The organism is Palleronia caenipelagi (assembly GCF_007004065.1).
Lineage (GTDB): Bacteria > Pseudomonadota > Alphaproteobacteria > Rhodobacterales > Rhodobacteraceae > Palleronia > Palleronia caenipelagi.
The window spans coordinates 1-14,869 of the sequence record NZ_VFSV01000016.1 but is presented as its reverse complement, the minus strand read 5'-3'; the positions used below and the strand labels follow the sequence as shown (position 1 = coordinate 14,869).

The window sequence follows — 14,869 nt, the reverse complement described above, 5'->3', positions numbered from 1 at the left end:
CTCAGGCTTCGGGTTTCAGTATGATTTTCGGGGCAGGAACCTGCCCGGAACGGATATCGGCAAAGGCCTGCGCGCCGTCACTGAGCGCGCGGGTCTCTGTCCAGTCAAGGGGGCCGAGGCGTCCCTCGAACATCGCCTGCGCGCAGTCGCGGAAATCCTGCGCGCTGTAGGTGTAGCTGCCGATGAAAGTGATCTCCTGCAAGGTCGCCCTCCGGATGTCGAGCCCGGCGGCATCATCGCCCAGACCAATATGGACGATCACACCACCGGGGGTCACGAGGGCCGAGGCCGCCTTGCGCGTGGCGGCAAAGCCCACCGCATCGACCACCAGCGGCCAGGCCTCCGTGGCCTCGGCCACCGCCTCGACACCGCAGTGCGCGTTGAGATAGGCCCGCCGGGTGGGGTTGGGTTCGACCACCCGCACGGTCTCGCAGCCCTGCGCCACCAGCGCCAACGCGGCGGCCAGACCGATCGCCCCGCCTCCGATCACGAGCGCGCGGCGCGGGTCGGCCTCATGCAGCGCAGCGAGGCCCAGTTTCGCGGAATGCCAGCTCACGGCCATGGGCTCGGCCAAAGCGGCCAGCTCCAGCGACACATGGTCGGGCACGGTGACGAGGTTCGTGTCCCGCATGGCGACATAGCCCGCAAAAGCGCCCTCGCGAGGAGGCATAGAGATGATTTGCCGGGTCGGGCAGAGATTCTCGCGACCCGAGGTGCAGGCGTGGCACGTCCCGCAGGACACCAGCGGATTGATGGTGACCCGCTCGCCATCGCGCGGCCCGCCAGTGATCACGCCCGCCGCCTCGTGACCGAGAATCAGGGGCGCGGGGCGGCGGTCGTCATGGCCGAGATAGGCATGCATGTCCGAGCCGCAGATCCCGACGCTGTCAATGCGGATCAGCTGCTCGCCCTCACCCGCCACTGGATCGGCAAAATCGCGATAGTCGAGGGCCTCGGGCCCGGTATAGACAAGAGCCTTCATTTCGCGGTGAACCCCCCATCCAGCATGATGACCTGCCCGGTGACATAGGCCGACGCGTCAGAACACAGGAACAGCAAAAGCCCGTCCAGATCCCCCGGTTCGCCATTGCGCCCGATGCAGGTCTGCGCAGCGTTGCGCTGGGCGCGGTCCTGATCGGCGAAGACCGCTGCGGTCAGTTCGGTCTCAAAGAAGCCCGGACCGATGGCGTTGGCGGTGATGCCGTGGGGCGACCAGGCTTCGGCCATGGCGCGGGTCATCTGCGCCACGCCGCCCTTGCTGGCCCCATAGGCGATACCGCCCGGGAACGCGCGGAAAGATTGCAGCGAGGCGAAGTTGACGATCCGGCCCCAGCCCTTTTCCTTCATCGCGGGCGCGAAGGCCTGCGACAGAAAAAACGGCGCGGTCAGGTTGACGCCCAGCGTCGCGGCCCAGCCGTCTGCCGTGACCTCGTTGGCGGGCTGGCGGGTGTTGAGGCCCGCCGCATGCACGAGGATATCCGGCGCGCCAAAGGGGGCAGAAATCCGATCCGTCAGAGCATCGAGCCCTGCCTGATCGGCCACGTCGCCTTCGACGGCGACGCGGGTCCCGCCCTGCCCGGCCCAATCCGCGAGCTTATCCGCGCGGCGCGCCACACCGATGACCTTCGCCCCGGCGCGCGACAGAACGTCCGCCGCGTGCCGCCCCAGACCGGAGCTGGCCCCCGTGACGCAGGCCACCCGGCCTGCGACGCTGAAGAGCCGGGAGAGATCTCCCTCACTCATGGGCGTCGAGCTCGAAGGTTTCATCCGGGAAGTACTTCTTCAGCCGGATATCGGCGGTGCGGGCGTGGCCCTCCATGCCTTCGAGACGGGAGATGCGGGCGGTGGCCTCGGCGACCGGCTTGGCGCCGTCGCGGGTGGCGCGCTGCCAGGTAACGATCTTCATGTATTTATGGACCGACAGACCGCCCGTATAGCTGGCCGCACCGGAGGTGGGCAGCACGTGGTTGGTGCCCGACGCCTTATCCCCAAACGCCACGGTGGTCTCTTCGCCAAGGAAGAGCGAGCCGTAGCAGGAGAGCCGCTCGAGCCACCAGTCGAGATCCTCGGCCTGAACTGTCAGGTGCTCGGGCGCGTAGTCGTCGGAGGTGGCGGCCATCTCCTCGCGGTCGGCGCAGAGGATAACCTCGCCGTAGTCGCGCCACGCGGCGGTGGCGTTGTCGCGGTTCAGCTCCGGCAGGCCGTTGATATGCTCGGGCACCAGTTCCATGACCTTCTCTGCCAGCGCGCGGTCGTCGGTGACGAGCCAGACGGGCGAGTTGTAGCCATGCTCGGCCTGACCGACGAGGTCGGCGGCAACGATCTCGGGATCGGCGGTCTTATCCGCGAGGATCAGGCTGTCGGTCGGACCGGCGATCATGTCGATACCGACGCGGCCAAAGAGCATCCGCTTGGCCTCGGCGACGAACTGATTGCCGGGGCCCACGAGGATGTTGGCCTTGGGCAGACCGAAAAGGCCGAAGGTCATGGCGGCGACACCCTGCACACCGCCCATGGCAAGGATCTGATCCGCACCGCAGATATGGGCCGCATAGACGATGGCAGGCGCGATGCCGACGCCAGGGCGCGGCGGCGAACACGCCACGATGTTCTGGCAGCCTGCGACCTTGGCGGTGGTCACGGTCATGATGGCCGAGGCGATGTGGCTGTAACGGCCACCGGGGATGTAGCAGCCCGCGGCGTTCACCGGGATGGCCTTCTGGCCGGCGATGAGACCGGGGATCACCTCGACCTCGAAATTCGCCACCGTCTTCAACTGGGCCTCGGCGAATTTCTTCACATTGGCATGGGCGAACTCGATGTCACGCTTCAGCTTTTCGGGCACCAGCGCGGCGGCGGCGGCGATGGCGTCCTCGGTGAGGAGAATGTCGCCCTCGTAGCGGTCGAATTTGGCGGCGTATTCCAGCGCTTTCGCGTCGCCGCCCGCCTCGATGTCATCGAGGATGTCGCGAACGATTTTCTGCGTTTCACCGGCATCACTCGACGAGTGGAGCGGGGCTTTCTTGAGATACTCAACAGGCATCAGAGGATTCCGTTACTTGTAGATTTCAGGAAGGAAGACGGTCGAAATCGACGGCACATAGGCAATGCAGAGGGTCACGACCAACATGAAGAAGACGAAGGGAATGGCGCGGTAGGCGATCTTGAGGATCGATTCTCCGGTCAGACCCGACACGACGAAGAGGTTCAGCCCCAGCGGCGGCGTGATGAAGCCCACACCCAGCGCGGTGATCATCATGATACAGAACTGGATTTCGTTCATGCCGATATTGTCGGCCAGAGGCTTCAGGATCGGCGCAAGGATCACGATATTCGGCGTGGTTTCCATGACGCAGCCCGCGGCGATCAGGATCAGGATCATCATCATGATCAGTACCCACGGCTCTTCGCTGACCGATGTGGCGGCGGCGACGAAGCCCTGCGGTACCCCGAGGATCGCCAGAGCCTGCGCCAGCGGCAGGGAGAAGGCGATGATCGGCAGGATGACCCCGTTCACCTTGGCCGAGCTGACCAGCATCGACGGGAAGTCCGACAGCTTCAGCGTCCCGAGGATGAACCCCATGATGATGGTCACGACCACGGCGGTGGCACCGGCCTCGGTCGGCGTCAGCTTGCCCGAGAAGATCCCGTAGAAGATGATCCCCGGCACGATGAATGCGTACCAGCCGGATTTCAGCGCCTTGCCCAGACGGGAGAAATACTCGCCCGCTGACAGGTTGCCGCCACCCTCCCAGCCATAGAGCCGGTTCATGATGATGTTGGTGGCAAGGATCGACAGAAGGATCGCGATGCCCGGGATCACAGCGGCGAGGAACAGCGTGGAGGCGGAAATCCCCAGCACGAGGCCGATGATGATATAGGCGATGGACGGCGGGATCAGGATGCCGGTACAGGCGCCCGCAGCGACCAGCGCACAGGCATAGGGACGCGGATAGCCGCTCTCCACGAGGCGGGCGATGGTCATCCGGCCCACGGCGGCGGCACCAGCGGCGTCCGAGCCGGAGATCGCGGCGAACATGCCGCAGACCAGCACCGTGGCCGAGCCAAAGCCGCCCTTGGCGAATTGGGTCAGCGCTTCGGCCACGTCGAGGAATTTGCGACTGAGCCCGGTGCGCACCAGCACGTCACCCGTCAGGATGAAGAGCGGCACAGCGGTCAGGGCAAAATGGTCGATCCCGTGAAACAGGCTTTCGCCCACGAGGCTCAGCGGCAGCGCGCCGGAGATGAGCAGCATCAGGATCGCCGCCGCACCGATAGCGGCCCAGACCGGAACGGCCAGCGCCACGAGGACGACGAACAGGATCACCGGTCCGTAGAAATCCCAGCCGAGTTCGACCGTCTGGGCGCCGAGTTGATTCCAGAGCATGTGTGTCTCCCTCAGTCGAAGAGCTGTTCGCCTTCGAACACGGGATTGCCGTGGCGAAGATCGTTGAAGTCACGGATCAGCGACTGAATGAGGCGGAACGTCACCAGCGCAAAGCCGATGGGCACCGCCGCGAGGAACCACACCTGACTGATCCGCAGACCATGGGTGACGGAACCGAATTTGGCCGAGACATGGACCGTCTCATAGGACCAGTAGAGGGCCACCAGAGCGACGGCGAGCATCACCAGATCGCCGAAGATATAGAGCAGCGCTTTGACCCGGCGGGGCACGTAATGCATGAGAACGTCGATGCGGATGTGGGCGCGTTCATGCACCGCTGCCGCGACCCCGATCCAGGCCAGGTAGATGAAGGAATAGCGGACGATTTCCTCGCCCCAGATCGAAGAATAGGAAAACAGCTCCCGGCGCAGGACCTCGATGAACATCGTCGAGACCAGCATCACGTAAAAGACCAGCAGAGCCCATTTTTCGGCATTTTTATCTAAGGACTTCAGTATGCTTTGCATACAAACCTCCCTTGCCGACACCCGGGGTCAGCCGGGCCGGTTCAGTCGTTTTCGTACTGTCAGGCGTGTCGAAGAACCGGCGCCCGCTGGGGGCGCCGGTGGGTGACGCCGATCAGGCGTCGTGCACGTAGTACTTGCCCTGAGTGCCGGCGGCCTCTTCGAGCTTGTTGAAGACATCCATGCTGCCTGCGAGCTCGGTCTTGAACGAGTCCCACTCGGAACGCTGGTAGCCCCCGGCGTCCTTCCACTCGGCCAGCTGATCTTCGCTGAGGCTGTGGAATTCGACACCGGCCTTGGCCAGCTCTGCCATGGCGTAGGAACGGGCGGACGGGACCTTGGCGAGGTTCTGGTGAGCGGTCATCTCACCGGCCCATTCGATCCCCTCCTGCACGTCCGACGGCAGGCTGTTGAACCACTCGAGGTTCATCGAGTAGACCTGACTGTCCGGCACGGCCTGGGTAAAGGTCACGTGGCTCAGGATATCCTTGAAACCAAAGACAAACAGCGCGCCCACGGACGGGTCGAGCGCATCGGCCACGCCCTGCTTGATGGCGGACGGGGTTTCGCCCCAGGCCACAGGCGTCGGGTTCGCACCGACCATCTTATAGTACTGCTGCAACATGGCCGAACCGGGCACGCGGAACTTCACGCCGTCCAGATCGCCCGGCGTCAGCACAGCCCCGGCACCGCCTTTGCGGACCGCAACCACGCGCGGGTCGATATTCACGTAGAACAGCGCCTTGAAGCCGGAGGCCTCGATCTTCGGGTGCACTTCGGACTTCCACGCATCGGAGGTCACGAGGTTGGTAAAGCGTTGGTTGGAGCCGCAGAGATAGGGCATGTTGATCAGATCAACGGCGCTCGCGAAGGGCGCGAAGTTCGCCAGAGAGTGCTGCGCACACTGGATCGTGCCACCCTGCACGGCCTGCGCCAGAGCGCCACCAGCGCCGAGCTGACCGCCCGGAGCGAGCTTGACATAGACCTTGCCGTTGGTCGCGTTCTGGATGTTCTCTTTGAGGTCCAGCTGCATGATCGGGTAGCTGCGGGTCGCGCCCAGCACATAGGCGGTGGCGAGCGTCATCGTGTGCTCGGCAGCCTTCTCGCGCTCTTTCTCTTCCTGCGCGGTCTGCGCGGCGGCCTCGGACGACCACAGCATGCCACCAGCACCCGCCACCAGCGCGGCGGTGAAGCTGCCGCTCGCGGCCAGCTTCAGAAAATTACGGCGCTCGGCAGATGCCAGTTCGCTCTTGTTCCGGTCCATATGTTCCTCCCGTTTATTCACTATAACTTTTTAGTCAGGCTGCTTTGCAGCTTTGGCTTTCCCCTCGGCGCGAAGGATCGCGACCGTGAATGCAATGGATGCCGCGAAGAGCACCAGCATCTGCTGGACGTCGCTGAGGTAGGAGGACCCGGAGGTCGCCCCGATCACAACGTCACCCACAAACACAGCAAAGAGAATGCCGGATAGGATTAGTGCCACGTCGCTCTCCTCCCTGAGAAACCACTGACGTGACTTTGTGTAAGCGCTTACATAACTCAATGCAAGCCCTGACATGAACAATTCTTTCACTATAATCGGTCTTCAGACAAGGATGTTTCATCGGGAAATCCCGATTTGGAGATCATGGGACATGCTGAAAAAAGACGAAATGCCGTCGATTCCGACCCTTGAGGATGTCGCACGGGCCTCGGGTGTGTCGACCGCAACGGTCTCTCGCTGCCTGAATGCGCCAGATCGGGTCTCGGAAAAGACCCGGAAACGGGTGATGAAAGCGGTGCAGGATCTGGGCTATGCGCCGAACTTTGGCGCTCAGGCGCTGGCCGCGAAGCGGACCAATACTTTTGGCGCCGTGATTCCCACGATCGAGAACGCCATCTTCGCCCGCGGTTTGCAGGCCTTTGGTGAAGAGCTGCACCGGGCGGGTGTCACCCTTCTGGTGGCCAGTTCCTCGTACGACCCCGCCCGAGAGGAGGAACAGATTCGCGCGCTCGTGGCCCGTGGGGCGGACGGGTTACTCCTGATCGGTCATGACCGGCATGAGCGCTGCTACGACTTCCTCGAACGCCGTCAGATCCCCCATATCGCGGCGTGGGTGTATGATAGCGGCTGCGACAGGCTGGCCATTGGCTTTGACAACCGAGAGGCGATGACGGCGCTGGCCTCCGAAGTCATCGGACTCGGCCACCGCCGGCTGGGCTATATCACCGCCGAGATTGTCGGAAACGATCGCGCACGCGCCCGGCTTGAAGGCGTGAAGGCCGCCATGGCTGAGCACGGGCTCGACCCTGATACGTTGATCGTCCGAGGGACGGAATACTCATTTCAGGAGGGCGCGGACGCATTCGCTGAGATCATGGCACAGCCGAACCCGCCGACGGCGGTGCTCTGCGGCAATGACGTGCTTGCGGTGGGTGCCGTGAAACAGGCGCTGAACCTCGGGCTCCGGGTTCCGCAGGATGTCTCGATCACCGGGTTCGACGATATTTCTGTGGCCGATATCGTCACCCCGGGCCTCACGACCGTGCATGTGCCCCATTGGGAGATGGGCGCCCGGGCCGCACAGATGCTGCTGCAACTGCGCAATGGGGAAGATCGTCCGGACAGTGTGCGGCTCGACACTTACATTGCCCGGCGCGGGTCGCTCGGGCCGCCATCCTGAGCGGCCCGGCCGAACCAGTGGAGGTCAGCCGGGCCGATCCGTCAGATCATGCGTTAAGATAGCTGCGCAGGGCCGCTTCGGTGCCCTCGCGCCAGATCAGGGTGAGCCAGCGGCTGAAATCAGCGGCAAAGCCCGCATCATCCGCCAGATCCCCATAGAACTGACGCTGCTCCAGCCAAGCCTTCGGGGTTTCCCGGGCCTCGACCGCTGCCTGATGCAATGCATCCCAATCCGGGTCATTGGCTTCGATCACCGTGCCATCCTCACGCGTGCCCGCGCACATACGCGCCCAGAGCGCTTCTGCAAGTGCGAGACCGGGAACGTCCTGACCCGCCGCGCGCGATTCGCGGATGACCGGAATCAGGAAGCCCGAATGCCGGGACGACCCGTCAAAGGCGACCCGGCGGACCGTGTCCTTGATCCGGGGGTTGGAGAACCGGCGATCAATGAGATCCACGTAATTCGCTGGGGTCATGCCGGGAACGGGCTCCACGTGGCGGGAGATCTCTTCGCCCGCGATCTTCCGGAACAGGCCCTTGATCAGGGGGTGGGTCATACAATCGGCGATCGTATTCACCGACAGAAGCTCGCCCGGATTCGAGACGATCTGATGCCCGCCATTCAGGATGCGAATCTTCATGGCCTCAAAGACATGCACGTCATCGGTCAGCGTCGCGCCAATCCGTTCCCACTCGGGGCGACCCGCACAAAACTGATCCTCAATCACCCACTGGCGATAGGTTTCGTGGGACACCGGCACCTCGTCCGCAATCCCCAGCTCGCGCACCAACTCCCGCTCGGCATCGCCCGTCGCAGGCACGATGCAGTCGACCATGGAGTTCGGGAACGCACCCTCGGCGTCGATCCAGTCGGCCAGCTCCGGGTCTGTGGCACGGGCCAGCGAGACGACGGCCTGACGCAGAATGTCGCCATTGCCTTGCAGGTTGTCACAGCTTTGACAGGTGAACGGCCCCTGCCCCTGCGCACGCCGCAACTTCAGCGCCGCGACAATCGCGCCAAACACGGTGCGCGGCGCGTCGGGGTTGGCGATGTCATGCTGGAGATCGGGCTGGCTCAGATCCACGTCCTTCGTCACCGGATCGAGGTAATAGCCCCCCTCGGTCACTGTCATGGCCACGATACGGATCGCGGGATCAGCCATCTGTGCGATGAGCGGGCCATTCCCGTCTTCGATCGGCACATAGCCGATCATGGACCCAACCACCTCGGCAGAGGACCCCTCGGGGTCCAGTTCGATCAGAGTGGTCAAGTAATCCTGAGCTGCCAGCCGGTCCCGCTGTGCGGCGTCATAGGACCGGACACCCGCACCAAGGATGGCCCAGTCCAGGGCGAGGCCCTGTTGCATCAGCCGATGCAGATACCACGCCTGGTGGGCCCGGTGAAAATTGCCAAGCCCAATATGCACGATGCCCGGCGTCAGGGCCGAGCGGTCATAGGACGGCCGGACCACCCCATCGGGCAGCCTATCGAGCGTCGCATCAGAAAGAGGAACGAGATCTGTCATCAACTTATCCAGTTGGCCCCAACCCACACTGCGTGGCTGGGTGGTGATGGAGGGCACCTCAACGGAGGCAAAAAAGCACGCAGCGATTTGCGATGCCGTGTGGGTCTCCCATACGACGCAGGGGAACCGCAAGACCCCTTCTTTCACCCGCGCTCCAGGCCTTCTTGCCGTTTGCGAGCGCCCCTGCATCGCGCCTCCATTGCAATCTACGCGTATTTCGATATCCTTATTACAATTTAAAGCAGTCTTCGGCGCCGCCTGATTTAATCAGTTTGATTGTTCCCTGAGCGGCTTTCGGGCGCATTTTTTATGACGCAAGTCGGGTCACGTGACATGAGCGAACAGTTTGGCGAACTGAGGGAACACGTCACACGGATTGTCAGCACCTCTCCGATCCGGGCAGTCCGGCTGTGCAATCGCCACGGGTTCGACATCGCGCATGTTTACCGGGGCCACTTTGTACTGTCGCCGAAGATTGAGCCGTCGCTCTTGCCCCTGCGCGAAGTGCCATTCGACATGTGGACCCTGTATCACGGTGAAGGCTTGCCCGTCGCGACGGCACGCACCTGCTTTAACACCGTCCGGGTCGCGATTCTGGGGGTAGCGGTCGATTCGGAAGGCATTGTGCTCACTAATGAAACACTGACCTCCCAACTGGGCCATTGCCGAAGTGTTTCGGATGTGATCGACCATCTCATCCATTGTGCCGGGCGCTACGCCTTTGTTGTCGTCGGTCAGTCTGTCGCCCGCGTCTACGGCGATCCGGGCAACACGCTGGGCTTTGTGCACGATCCCGAGAGCGGTCGGGTCGGTTCGACACTTGATCTTGTGCTCAACCGCGCCGAGGAGCCCAACACCTCTTACCCGCTCTCCCCCGCCCGCATCGGTGTCACTGGCGCCTACTTCGCTTTTGGAGAAACGCAGGACCGGGTTGTGCGGCGCGTGCTGGCCAATCACTTTCTGGACCTGACCACAGGCAAATCAGAGCGCTTCTGGCCAACCGGCGACGAGGTCTTCGAGATCTGCCACACGGACAAACAGGCGCAGGAAGAGGTGCTTGGAGAGATCATCGCCCGCCACCAACAGGTCATCGCGACGCTGGCTGAGCAGTTCAACCCCACCTTCCTGCCCCTCACCGGAGGTCGGGAATCGCGCCTCTTGCTGGCCTGTGGTCTCGACGCGATGCCGCACATTGACATGCTCTTTACCCATGTCACCAATTTCGCCAACTCTCTGGACCAGACCAGTGCGACCCTGCTGGCCGCTCTGGTGGCACGGAAGTTGCGGGTGATTAATGGGATTGAGGCTGTCCGAAGCTTTGAGTCGACCCATGATGTCCTGCGAGAGTTCACGATCGCAAAACTCCGCATCGGCGCCCGCTTTGAAGGTGGTGCCACACAAGACATGATCGCCCGACTCGCAGTGACCGAGAGCATTCCACGCGGGGGAATTGTGCTAAGAGGCTACGGCACTGACATTCTGAAAGCCTCTTTCTGGTCAGCTCGGGCGCAACATTGCCGGACCGAGTTGCCAAAGCCCGAACACGTTCTGAAGATGATGCGTCTCGCGGGTCCGGCAAGCACCAATATCCAGAGCCACACGGGCCGCTATTGGCGCAATCCGGAGATGCAGGACCGGTTCGCGATCTGGCAAAGCAGTCTGCCTGAAAACGCGCAGCCCCGACTCTATGAGTTCAGCTTTCTGGAACAGGCGCAGACCTACAGGACGGGCGTTGGCATGTATCAGATGGCCCGCAACTTTTATCTCAGTCCTGGCAATGACCGGCGGATCATTGGCATGATGGCCGCACTGCCCCCGGACCTGCGCCAGTCCATGGTGTTTCACGAGACCATCTACAGGATGCTTGGCCGCGAGGATCTGGGCCGGGTCCCTTATGTCAACAAGCTCAAGGACATGAGCCCCGACGAACGCGCCGCGCTGGGCCACGTCCCCTACAAGGAGCTAAAGACTTTTGCCCCGGAAAACCAGCTGGCCTGATCTCTCCCGGTCATATCCTAATTGTTGCCCTGCCCCGGCGACGAAATACCCATTTGTGGAGGCCAGGAGCTCTGATCGGACTCGGGCGCTTCGGGCGGCTGGGGCGGATCGATCTGGATCGATGTCGGCGCTGTTGGCGTGCCGCTTGGGCTGTCGGCGTCTGGCGCGGGCTCAGGCTCCGATGCAGGCTCGATGCTCTCAGCGGCAGCCGCGTCCGATGCAGGGGCGGATTGGGGTTCAGGCGACGGGACCTGCTGCAAAGCGGGTCCGGTTGCGGTCTCTGCGGGCGGCGCGGACAAATCCGGCATCCCGCCGGCCGCTCCCGGCGCGTCGGCCGCGGCCGGAGCGGACATCCCATCACTCCCCGCAGGTTCTGCGGATGAAGGAACCAAGGGAGCCTCAGGCGATTCGGGCGGCGACGTGCTGTCTGCTCCGATCACGGGCTGCGGCGCCTCGCCTTGCGCAGAATCCGAGAGGGTATCGTCAGAAATCGTCGGGTCCGCCACATCAATCGCCTCAGCGTCGGGCGCAAGTGAATCCACCGTGTCTGCGGGCCTCTCACCGGTGCCCGCGTCATCCTCCGCAGGTTCAGCAGTGAGAAGCGTCTGCTCCTCGACCGGAGCGCTTCCCGCCAGCGGCTCACCGGCCGGTTCGGCCTCGGACGAGACAGGTACATCCGTGTCCGCCGTTTCCGTAGCTGCTGGCATCTCCGCGTTTGCCGGCGCGTCCGTAGTTGCAGAGACCTCTGGGCTTGCAGGCCTCTCTTTGATTGCAGCGCCCGTTTCGATCTCAGGCACTGCAAACACGAGCGCGGCAAGCAATGCAGCAGTGGTCAAACTCGCACCCAGAAACACTCTCGGCAGGGACGGGCCACCTGTCCGCCCGAGATCCGCGTCGGAAACCGGCCCGTAGGTCGCAGCCAGAGCGTCCCGCACCGCATCGGGTGGCTGAACGTCGCCAATAACATCGCCGAGGGGAGCGAGGGCGCCCGTCCACCAGGCCACTTTGTCGCGAAAGCTGGCGTCACGCTCAAGGCGCACCTGCGCGGCACGGTCAGCCTCTTGCGGCAGGAGTCGCAACGTATATTCCGCGGCCAGCATCATATCGCGGCCCCACACATCGGCTGGTGGCGACACGCGGGACACCTGCGAGGGGGGCTCTGGGCGCTCGGTAATCGGGGTCTCAGCCATGGGTGACAGAGTCTTCGAATTCGGTCAGAACGGCCTGTACTCGCTTGCGAGCCCCTGCGACATCACTCCCGTTGCGTTGGGCGATGGCACGGTAGTCCAGCCCTTCAGCATAGACGACTTTTAGTAACGCGACCCCATCCGCCGGATCGGCCTCTGGTGCATCTCCGCTGTTCTCTGTCCTCAGCCGGTCGATCGCCGCGTTGCGCACCACTGACGTGATCCAGACCCAGGGCTCCAGTGGACCCTCAGCCCCCGACTGCGCTTCGCGCGCGATCCGGTGGAACGCCTCTTGCAGGGCAGCTTCGGCCCCGCTGTGGTCCTTCAGAATTCGAAGGCACATGGCGAACAGGCGCGGCGCCGTGAGGTCATAGAGCGCCATCACGGCCGCACCGTCGTTCCGGGCCATGCGCGCCATCAGCGTTTCCAGTTCCTTGCGGCTCGGTGTCACGGGACCTCCTGATCTGTCCCGGCTTTGTTAGACCAAGGGGGTGTGAGATTGCCAGACCGGATCGTCCTTGGCCTTGCGGGTCGGCGCCATATGTTGCACCACGCAAACCGACGGACATGACCGACCCGGCATATGGAAGGACCCTAGCATGGCAGACGGCGCCCTCGACATCACGGCCAAACCGACCGAGCGGGTCAGTGTACGCGACGTATTTGGCATCGACAGCGATATGATGGTGCATGGCTTCGCCGACGCGTCGGACCGTGTTCCGGATCTCGACAGCACCTACCGGTTTGACCCCGATACGACGCTGGCGATCCTTGCAGGCTTTGAGTTTAACCGGCGCGTGATGGTGCAAGGCTATCACGGCACGGGCAAATCGACGCATATCGAGCAGGTCGCCGCGCGGCTGAACTGGCCTTGCGTGCGGGTTAACCTCGACAGCCATATCAGTCGGATTGACCTGATCGGCAAGGACGCGATCAAACTGCGCGACGGCGTGCAGGTCACCGAATTCCAGGAAGGCATCCTGCCCTGGGCGCTGCGCAACCCAACGGCTATCGTCTTCGACGAATACGATGCGGGCCGGGCCGATGTGATGTTCGTCATCCAGCGGGTTCTGGAAGTAGATGGCAAGCTGACGCTGCTGGACCAGAATCAGGTGATTCACCCGCATCCGTTCTTCCGGATTTTTGCCACGGCCAACACCGTGGGTCTCGGGGACACCACCGGGCTGTACCACGGCACCCAGCAGATCAACCAGGGCCAGATGGACCGCTGGTCGCTGGTGGCAACACTGAACTATCTGGAGCACGATGCCGAAGCGCAGATCGTGGTCTCGAAGTTGCCGAACTATGACAGCGAAGCGGGTCGCCGGACCGTGAGTCGTATGGTCACCGTAGCGGATCTGACCCGCACGGCTTTCATGAATGGCGAGCTGTCCACCGTGATGAGCCCGCGTACCGTGCTGGCCTGGGCTCAGAATGCCGAAATCTTCCACGATGTCGGCTACGCGTTCCGCCTGAGCTTCCTCAACAAATGTGATGAGCTGGAGCGGGAGACCGTGGCCGAGATTTATCAGCGGTGCTTTGACGAGGAACTTCCGGAGAGTGCGGCGAGCCTGAGCCTCGGCTGACCCAGGTGGCGCACTCTCTGGTGACCTCGCGGCTACAGTGATCTGCACTTAGCCGTCAGGGCAGCCTGTAGCGGGCATCAGTCGTGAACTTCGTCCCTGTCACCGGACAGCGGGGTACTTTACCCCTGTCCATGAGAGGAGCACGCCATGGGACAGCATCGACGGAAATACATGGATGAGTTCAAGGGTGAGATGCGCTGTGCGCCACTGGTTCAAGCACCGCATCGAACGCGGTTGAGCGGCTTTATGAGCCGGGCGCGACGCAGGGCAGCGTTGCGAAAGAGCTGGGGATCACCGGCACGCAGTTGAAAATCTGGCGGCTGGAGATCGAGGGGTTCGGCTCGATTGAAGCGAAACGCCGCCAGAAGGCGGACGCCGCTGAGCTGGAGCGGCTGCGCAAAGAGAACAAGCGGCTGGCAGAGGAGAACGAGATCTTGCAAATGGGTGAGCAGGCGAACGCCACCGGTCCGAGTGCGCCCGCGAACGCTTTTTTCGCAGCAACGGCGGTGAAGTGAGGGCATGAGCGCCACTGGTCCGAGCGATTGTCCGAACGATGAATAAGCGCGCTTTCATCACTGCCCACAAAGCTCAGTTCGACTGACCGTGTCCCCAGTGGGGCCGCGTAAGCGGGAGAACGCGGTTTCGACACTCTGCCGGCTCGTACGCTTGTCGCGCAGCTGGCTCTATGGATATCAGGCCGGCCAGGCGGCCCGCGATGACCGCCGCGAGCGGCGCTCTGCACGGGACGACGTGCTTCTGGCAAAAATTATGCGGGTCTTCAAAGCCAGCAAACACCGCTACGGGTCCAAGCGTATCCACCGGGATCTGTGCGCTGAGGGGGAGCACGTCCCGGAGCGGCGCGTGGCCAGAATAATGCGCGAAAGCAGGATCTCAGCCGGCCAGCGCAAGCCACGCAAGCCGGTGACCACGAACAGCAATCATAAGCTGACGCCGTCGCCCAACCTGCTGCTGGAGGCATTTCACTGCACCACCCCGAAC

Annotated in this window: 15 protein-coding genes; 5 read left to right on the top strand and 10 right to left on the bottom strand. The window is 63.1% G+C overall.

Annotation, left to right across the window (positions count from 1 at the left end):
* Nucleotide 1: 1 nt before the first annotated feature.
* From FEV53_RS10600 to FEV53_RS10570, 7 genes are all read right to left on the bottom strand, one after another.
* The gene (locus FEV53_RS10600) at nucleotides 2-982 is read right to left on the bottom strand and encodes a zinc-dependent alcohol dehydrogenase (protein WP_142834789.1); all 981 of its coding nucleotides are present in this window, start codon (nucleotides 980-982) and stop codon (nucleotides 2-4) included.
* Nucleotides 979-1,743, bottom strand: a complete 765-nt coding sequence (locus tag FEV53_RS10595; protein WP_142834788.1) for an SDR family NAD(P)-dependent oxidoreductase — start codon at nucleotides 1,741-1,743, stop codon at nucleotides 979-981. The genes FEV53_RS10600 and FEV53_RS10595 overlap by 4 nt, the downstream gene beginning before the upstream one ends.
* Nucleotides 1,736-3,043 carry a histidinol dehydrogenase gene (hisD, locus tag FEV53_RS10590; RefSeq protein WP_142834787.1) on the bottom strand — a complete coding sequence of 436 codons (1,308 nt, stop codon included), beginning with the start codon at nucleotides 3,041-3,043 and terminating at the stop codon, nucleotides 1,736-1,738. The genes FEV53_RS10595 and hisD overlap by 8 nt, the downstream gene beginning before the upstream one ends.
* Before the next feature lie 12 nt (nucleotides 3,044-3,055).
* Nucleotides 3,056-4,387: a TRAP transporter large permease gene (locus FEV53_RS10585; protein ID WP_142834786.1), complete on the bottom strand. Its 1,332-nt coding sequence runs from the start codon at nucleotides 4,385-4,387 to the stop codon at nucleotides 3,056-3,058.
* Between the two features lie 11 nt (nucleotides 4,388-4,398).
* On the bottom strand, nucleotides 4,399-4,914 hold the full coding sequence (locus tag FEV53_RS10580) for a TRAP transporter small permease (RefSeq protein ID WP_142834785.1): 516 nt from the start codon (nucleotides 4,912-4,914) through the stop codon (nucleotides 4,399-4,401).
* 112 nt (nucleotides 4,915-5,026) lie between these two features.
* Nucleotides 5,027-6,175 carry a TRAP transporter substrate-binding protein gene (locus tag FEV53_RS10575; protein ID WP_142834784.1) on the bottom strand — a complete coding sequence of 383 codons (1,149 nt, stop codon included), beginning with the start codon at nucleotides 6,173-6,175 and terminating at the stop codon, nucleotides 5,027-5,029.
* Between the two features lie 30 nt (nucleotides 6,176-6,205).
* Nucleotides 6,206-6,394 (bottom strand): hypothetical protein, encoded by a 189-nt coding sequence (locus FEV53_RS10570; protein WP_142834783.1) that lies wholly within the window; start codon nucleotides 6,392-6,394, stop codon nucleotides 6,206-6,208.
* Nucleotides 6,395-6,545: 151 nt separating this feature from the next.
* Between FEV53_RS10570 and FEV53_RS10565 the strand changes: the two genes are divergently transcribed.
* Complete coding sequence (locus tag FEV53_RS10565; RefSeq protein ID WP_142834782.1) at nucleotides 6,546-7,574, top strand: LacI family DNA-binding transcriptional regulator; 1,029 nt, start codon at nucleotides 6,546-6,548, stop codon at nucleotides 7,572-7,574.
* A gap of 46 nt (nucleotides 7,575-7,620) precedes the next feature.
* On the opposite strand, the gene FEV53_RS10560 is transcribed toward FEV53_RS10565, so the two are convergent.
* Nucleotides 7,621-9,099 (bottom strand): mannitol dehydrogenase family protein, encoded by a 1,479-nt coding sequence (locus FEV53_RS10560; protein ID WP_142834781.1) that lies wholly within the window; start codon nucleotides 9,097-9,099, stop codon nucleotides 7,621-7,623.
* 333 nt (nucleotides 9,100-9,432) lie between these two features.
* Between FEV53_RS10560 and FEV53_RS10555 the strand changes: the two genes are divergently transcribed.
* Nucleotides 9,433-11,097, top strand: coding sequence for a hypothetical protein (locus FEV53_RS10555; RefSeq protein WP_142834780.1), 1,665 nt, complete (start codon nucleotides 9,433-9,435; stop codon nucleotides 11,095-11,097).
* A gap of 17 nt (nucleotides 11,098-11,114) precedes the next feature.
* Here the strand turns inward: FEV53_RS10555 and FEV53_RS10550 are convergent, their stop codons facing one another.
* The gene (locus tag FEV53_RS10550; protein ID WP_142834779.1) at nucleotides 11,115-12,287 is read right to left on the bottom strand and encodes a hypothetical protein; all 1,173 of its coding nucleotides are present in this window, start codon (nucleotides 12,285-12,287) and stop codon (nucleotides 11,115-11,117) included.
* Nucleotides 12,280-12,735, bottom strand: a complete 456-nt coding sequence (locus tag FEV53_RS10545; protein WP_142834778.1) for a sigma factor — start codon at nucleotides 12,733-12,735, stop codon at nucleotides 12,280-12,282. Before FEV53_RS10545 ends, FEV53_RS10550 begins: the two co-directional genes overlap by 8 nt.
* 148 nt (nucleotides 12,736-12,883) lie before the next feature.
* On the opposite strand from FEV53_RS10545, the gene cobS reads away from it, so the two are divergent.
* From cobS to FEV53_RS10530, 3 genes are all read left to right on the top strand, one after another.
* On the top strand, nucleotides 12,884-13,870 hold the full coding sequence (cobS, locus tag FEV53_RS10540) for a cobaltochelatase subunit CobS (RefSeq protein ID WP_142834777.1): 987 nt from the start codon (nucleotides 12,884-12,886) through the stop codon (nucleotides 13,868-13,870).
* Nucleotides 13,871-14,067: 197 nt separating this feature from the next.
* Nucleotides 14,068-14,385, top strand: coding sequence for a transposase (locus FEV53_RS10535; RefSeq protein WP_221931608.1), 318 nt, complete (start codon nucleotides 14,068-14,070; stop codon nucleotides 14,383-14,385).
* Between the two features lie 97 nt (nucleotides 14,386-14,482).
* Nucleotides 14,483-14,869, top strand: a 387-nt coding sequence (locus FEV53_RS10530; protein ID WP_142834776.1) for an IS3 family transposase, incomplete at its 3' end; no start/stop codon positions are given.

Coding starts and splice junctions, on each gene's coding strand:
- FEV53_RS10600 (WP_142834789.1), bottom strand. CDS start 982: ATGAAGGCTCTTGTCTATACCGGGCCCGAGGCCCTCGACTATCGCGAT.
- FEV53_RS10595 (WP_142834788.1), bottom strand. CDS start 1,743: ATGAGTGAGGGAGATCTCTCCCGGCTCTTCAGCGTCGCAGGCCGGGTG.
- hisD (WP_142834787.1), bottom strand. CDS start 3,043: ATGCCTGTTGAGTATCTCAAGAAAGCCCCGCTCCACTCGTCGAGTGAT.
- FEV53_RS10585 (WP_142834786.1), bottom strand. CDS start 4,387: ATGCTCTGGAATCAACTCGGCGCCCAGACGGTCGAACTCGGCTGGGAT.
- FEV53_RS10580 (WP_142834785.1), bottom strand. CDS start 4,914: ATGCAAAGCATACTGAAGTCCTTAGATAAAAATGCCGAAAAATGGGCT.
- FEV53_RS10575 (WP_142834784.1), bottom strand. CDS start 6,175: ATGGACCGGAACAAGAGCGAACTGGCATCTGCCGAGCGCCGTAATTTT.
- FEV53_RS10565 (WP_142834782.1), top strand. CDS start 6,546: ATGCTGAAAAAAGACGAAATGCCGTCGATTCCGACCCTTGAGGATGTC.
- FEV53_RS10560 (WP_142834781.1), bottom strand. CDS start 9,099: ATGACAGATCTCGTTCCTCTTTCTGATGCGACGCTCGATAGGCTGCCC.
- FEV53_RS10555 (WP_142834780.1), top strand. CDS start 9,433: ATGAGCGAACAGTTTGGCGAACTGAGGGAACACGTCACACGGATTGTC.
- FEV53_RS10550 (WP_142834779.1), bottom strand. CDS start 12,287: ATGGCTGAGACCCCGATTACCGAGCGCCCAGAGCCCCCCTCGCAGGTG.
- cobS (WP_142834777.1), top strand. CDS start 12,884: ATGGCAGACGGCGCCCTCGACATCACGGCCAAACCGACCGAGCGGGTC.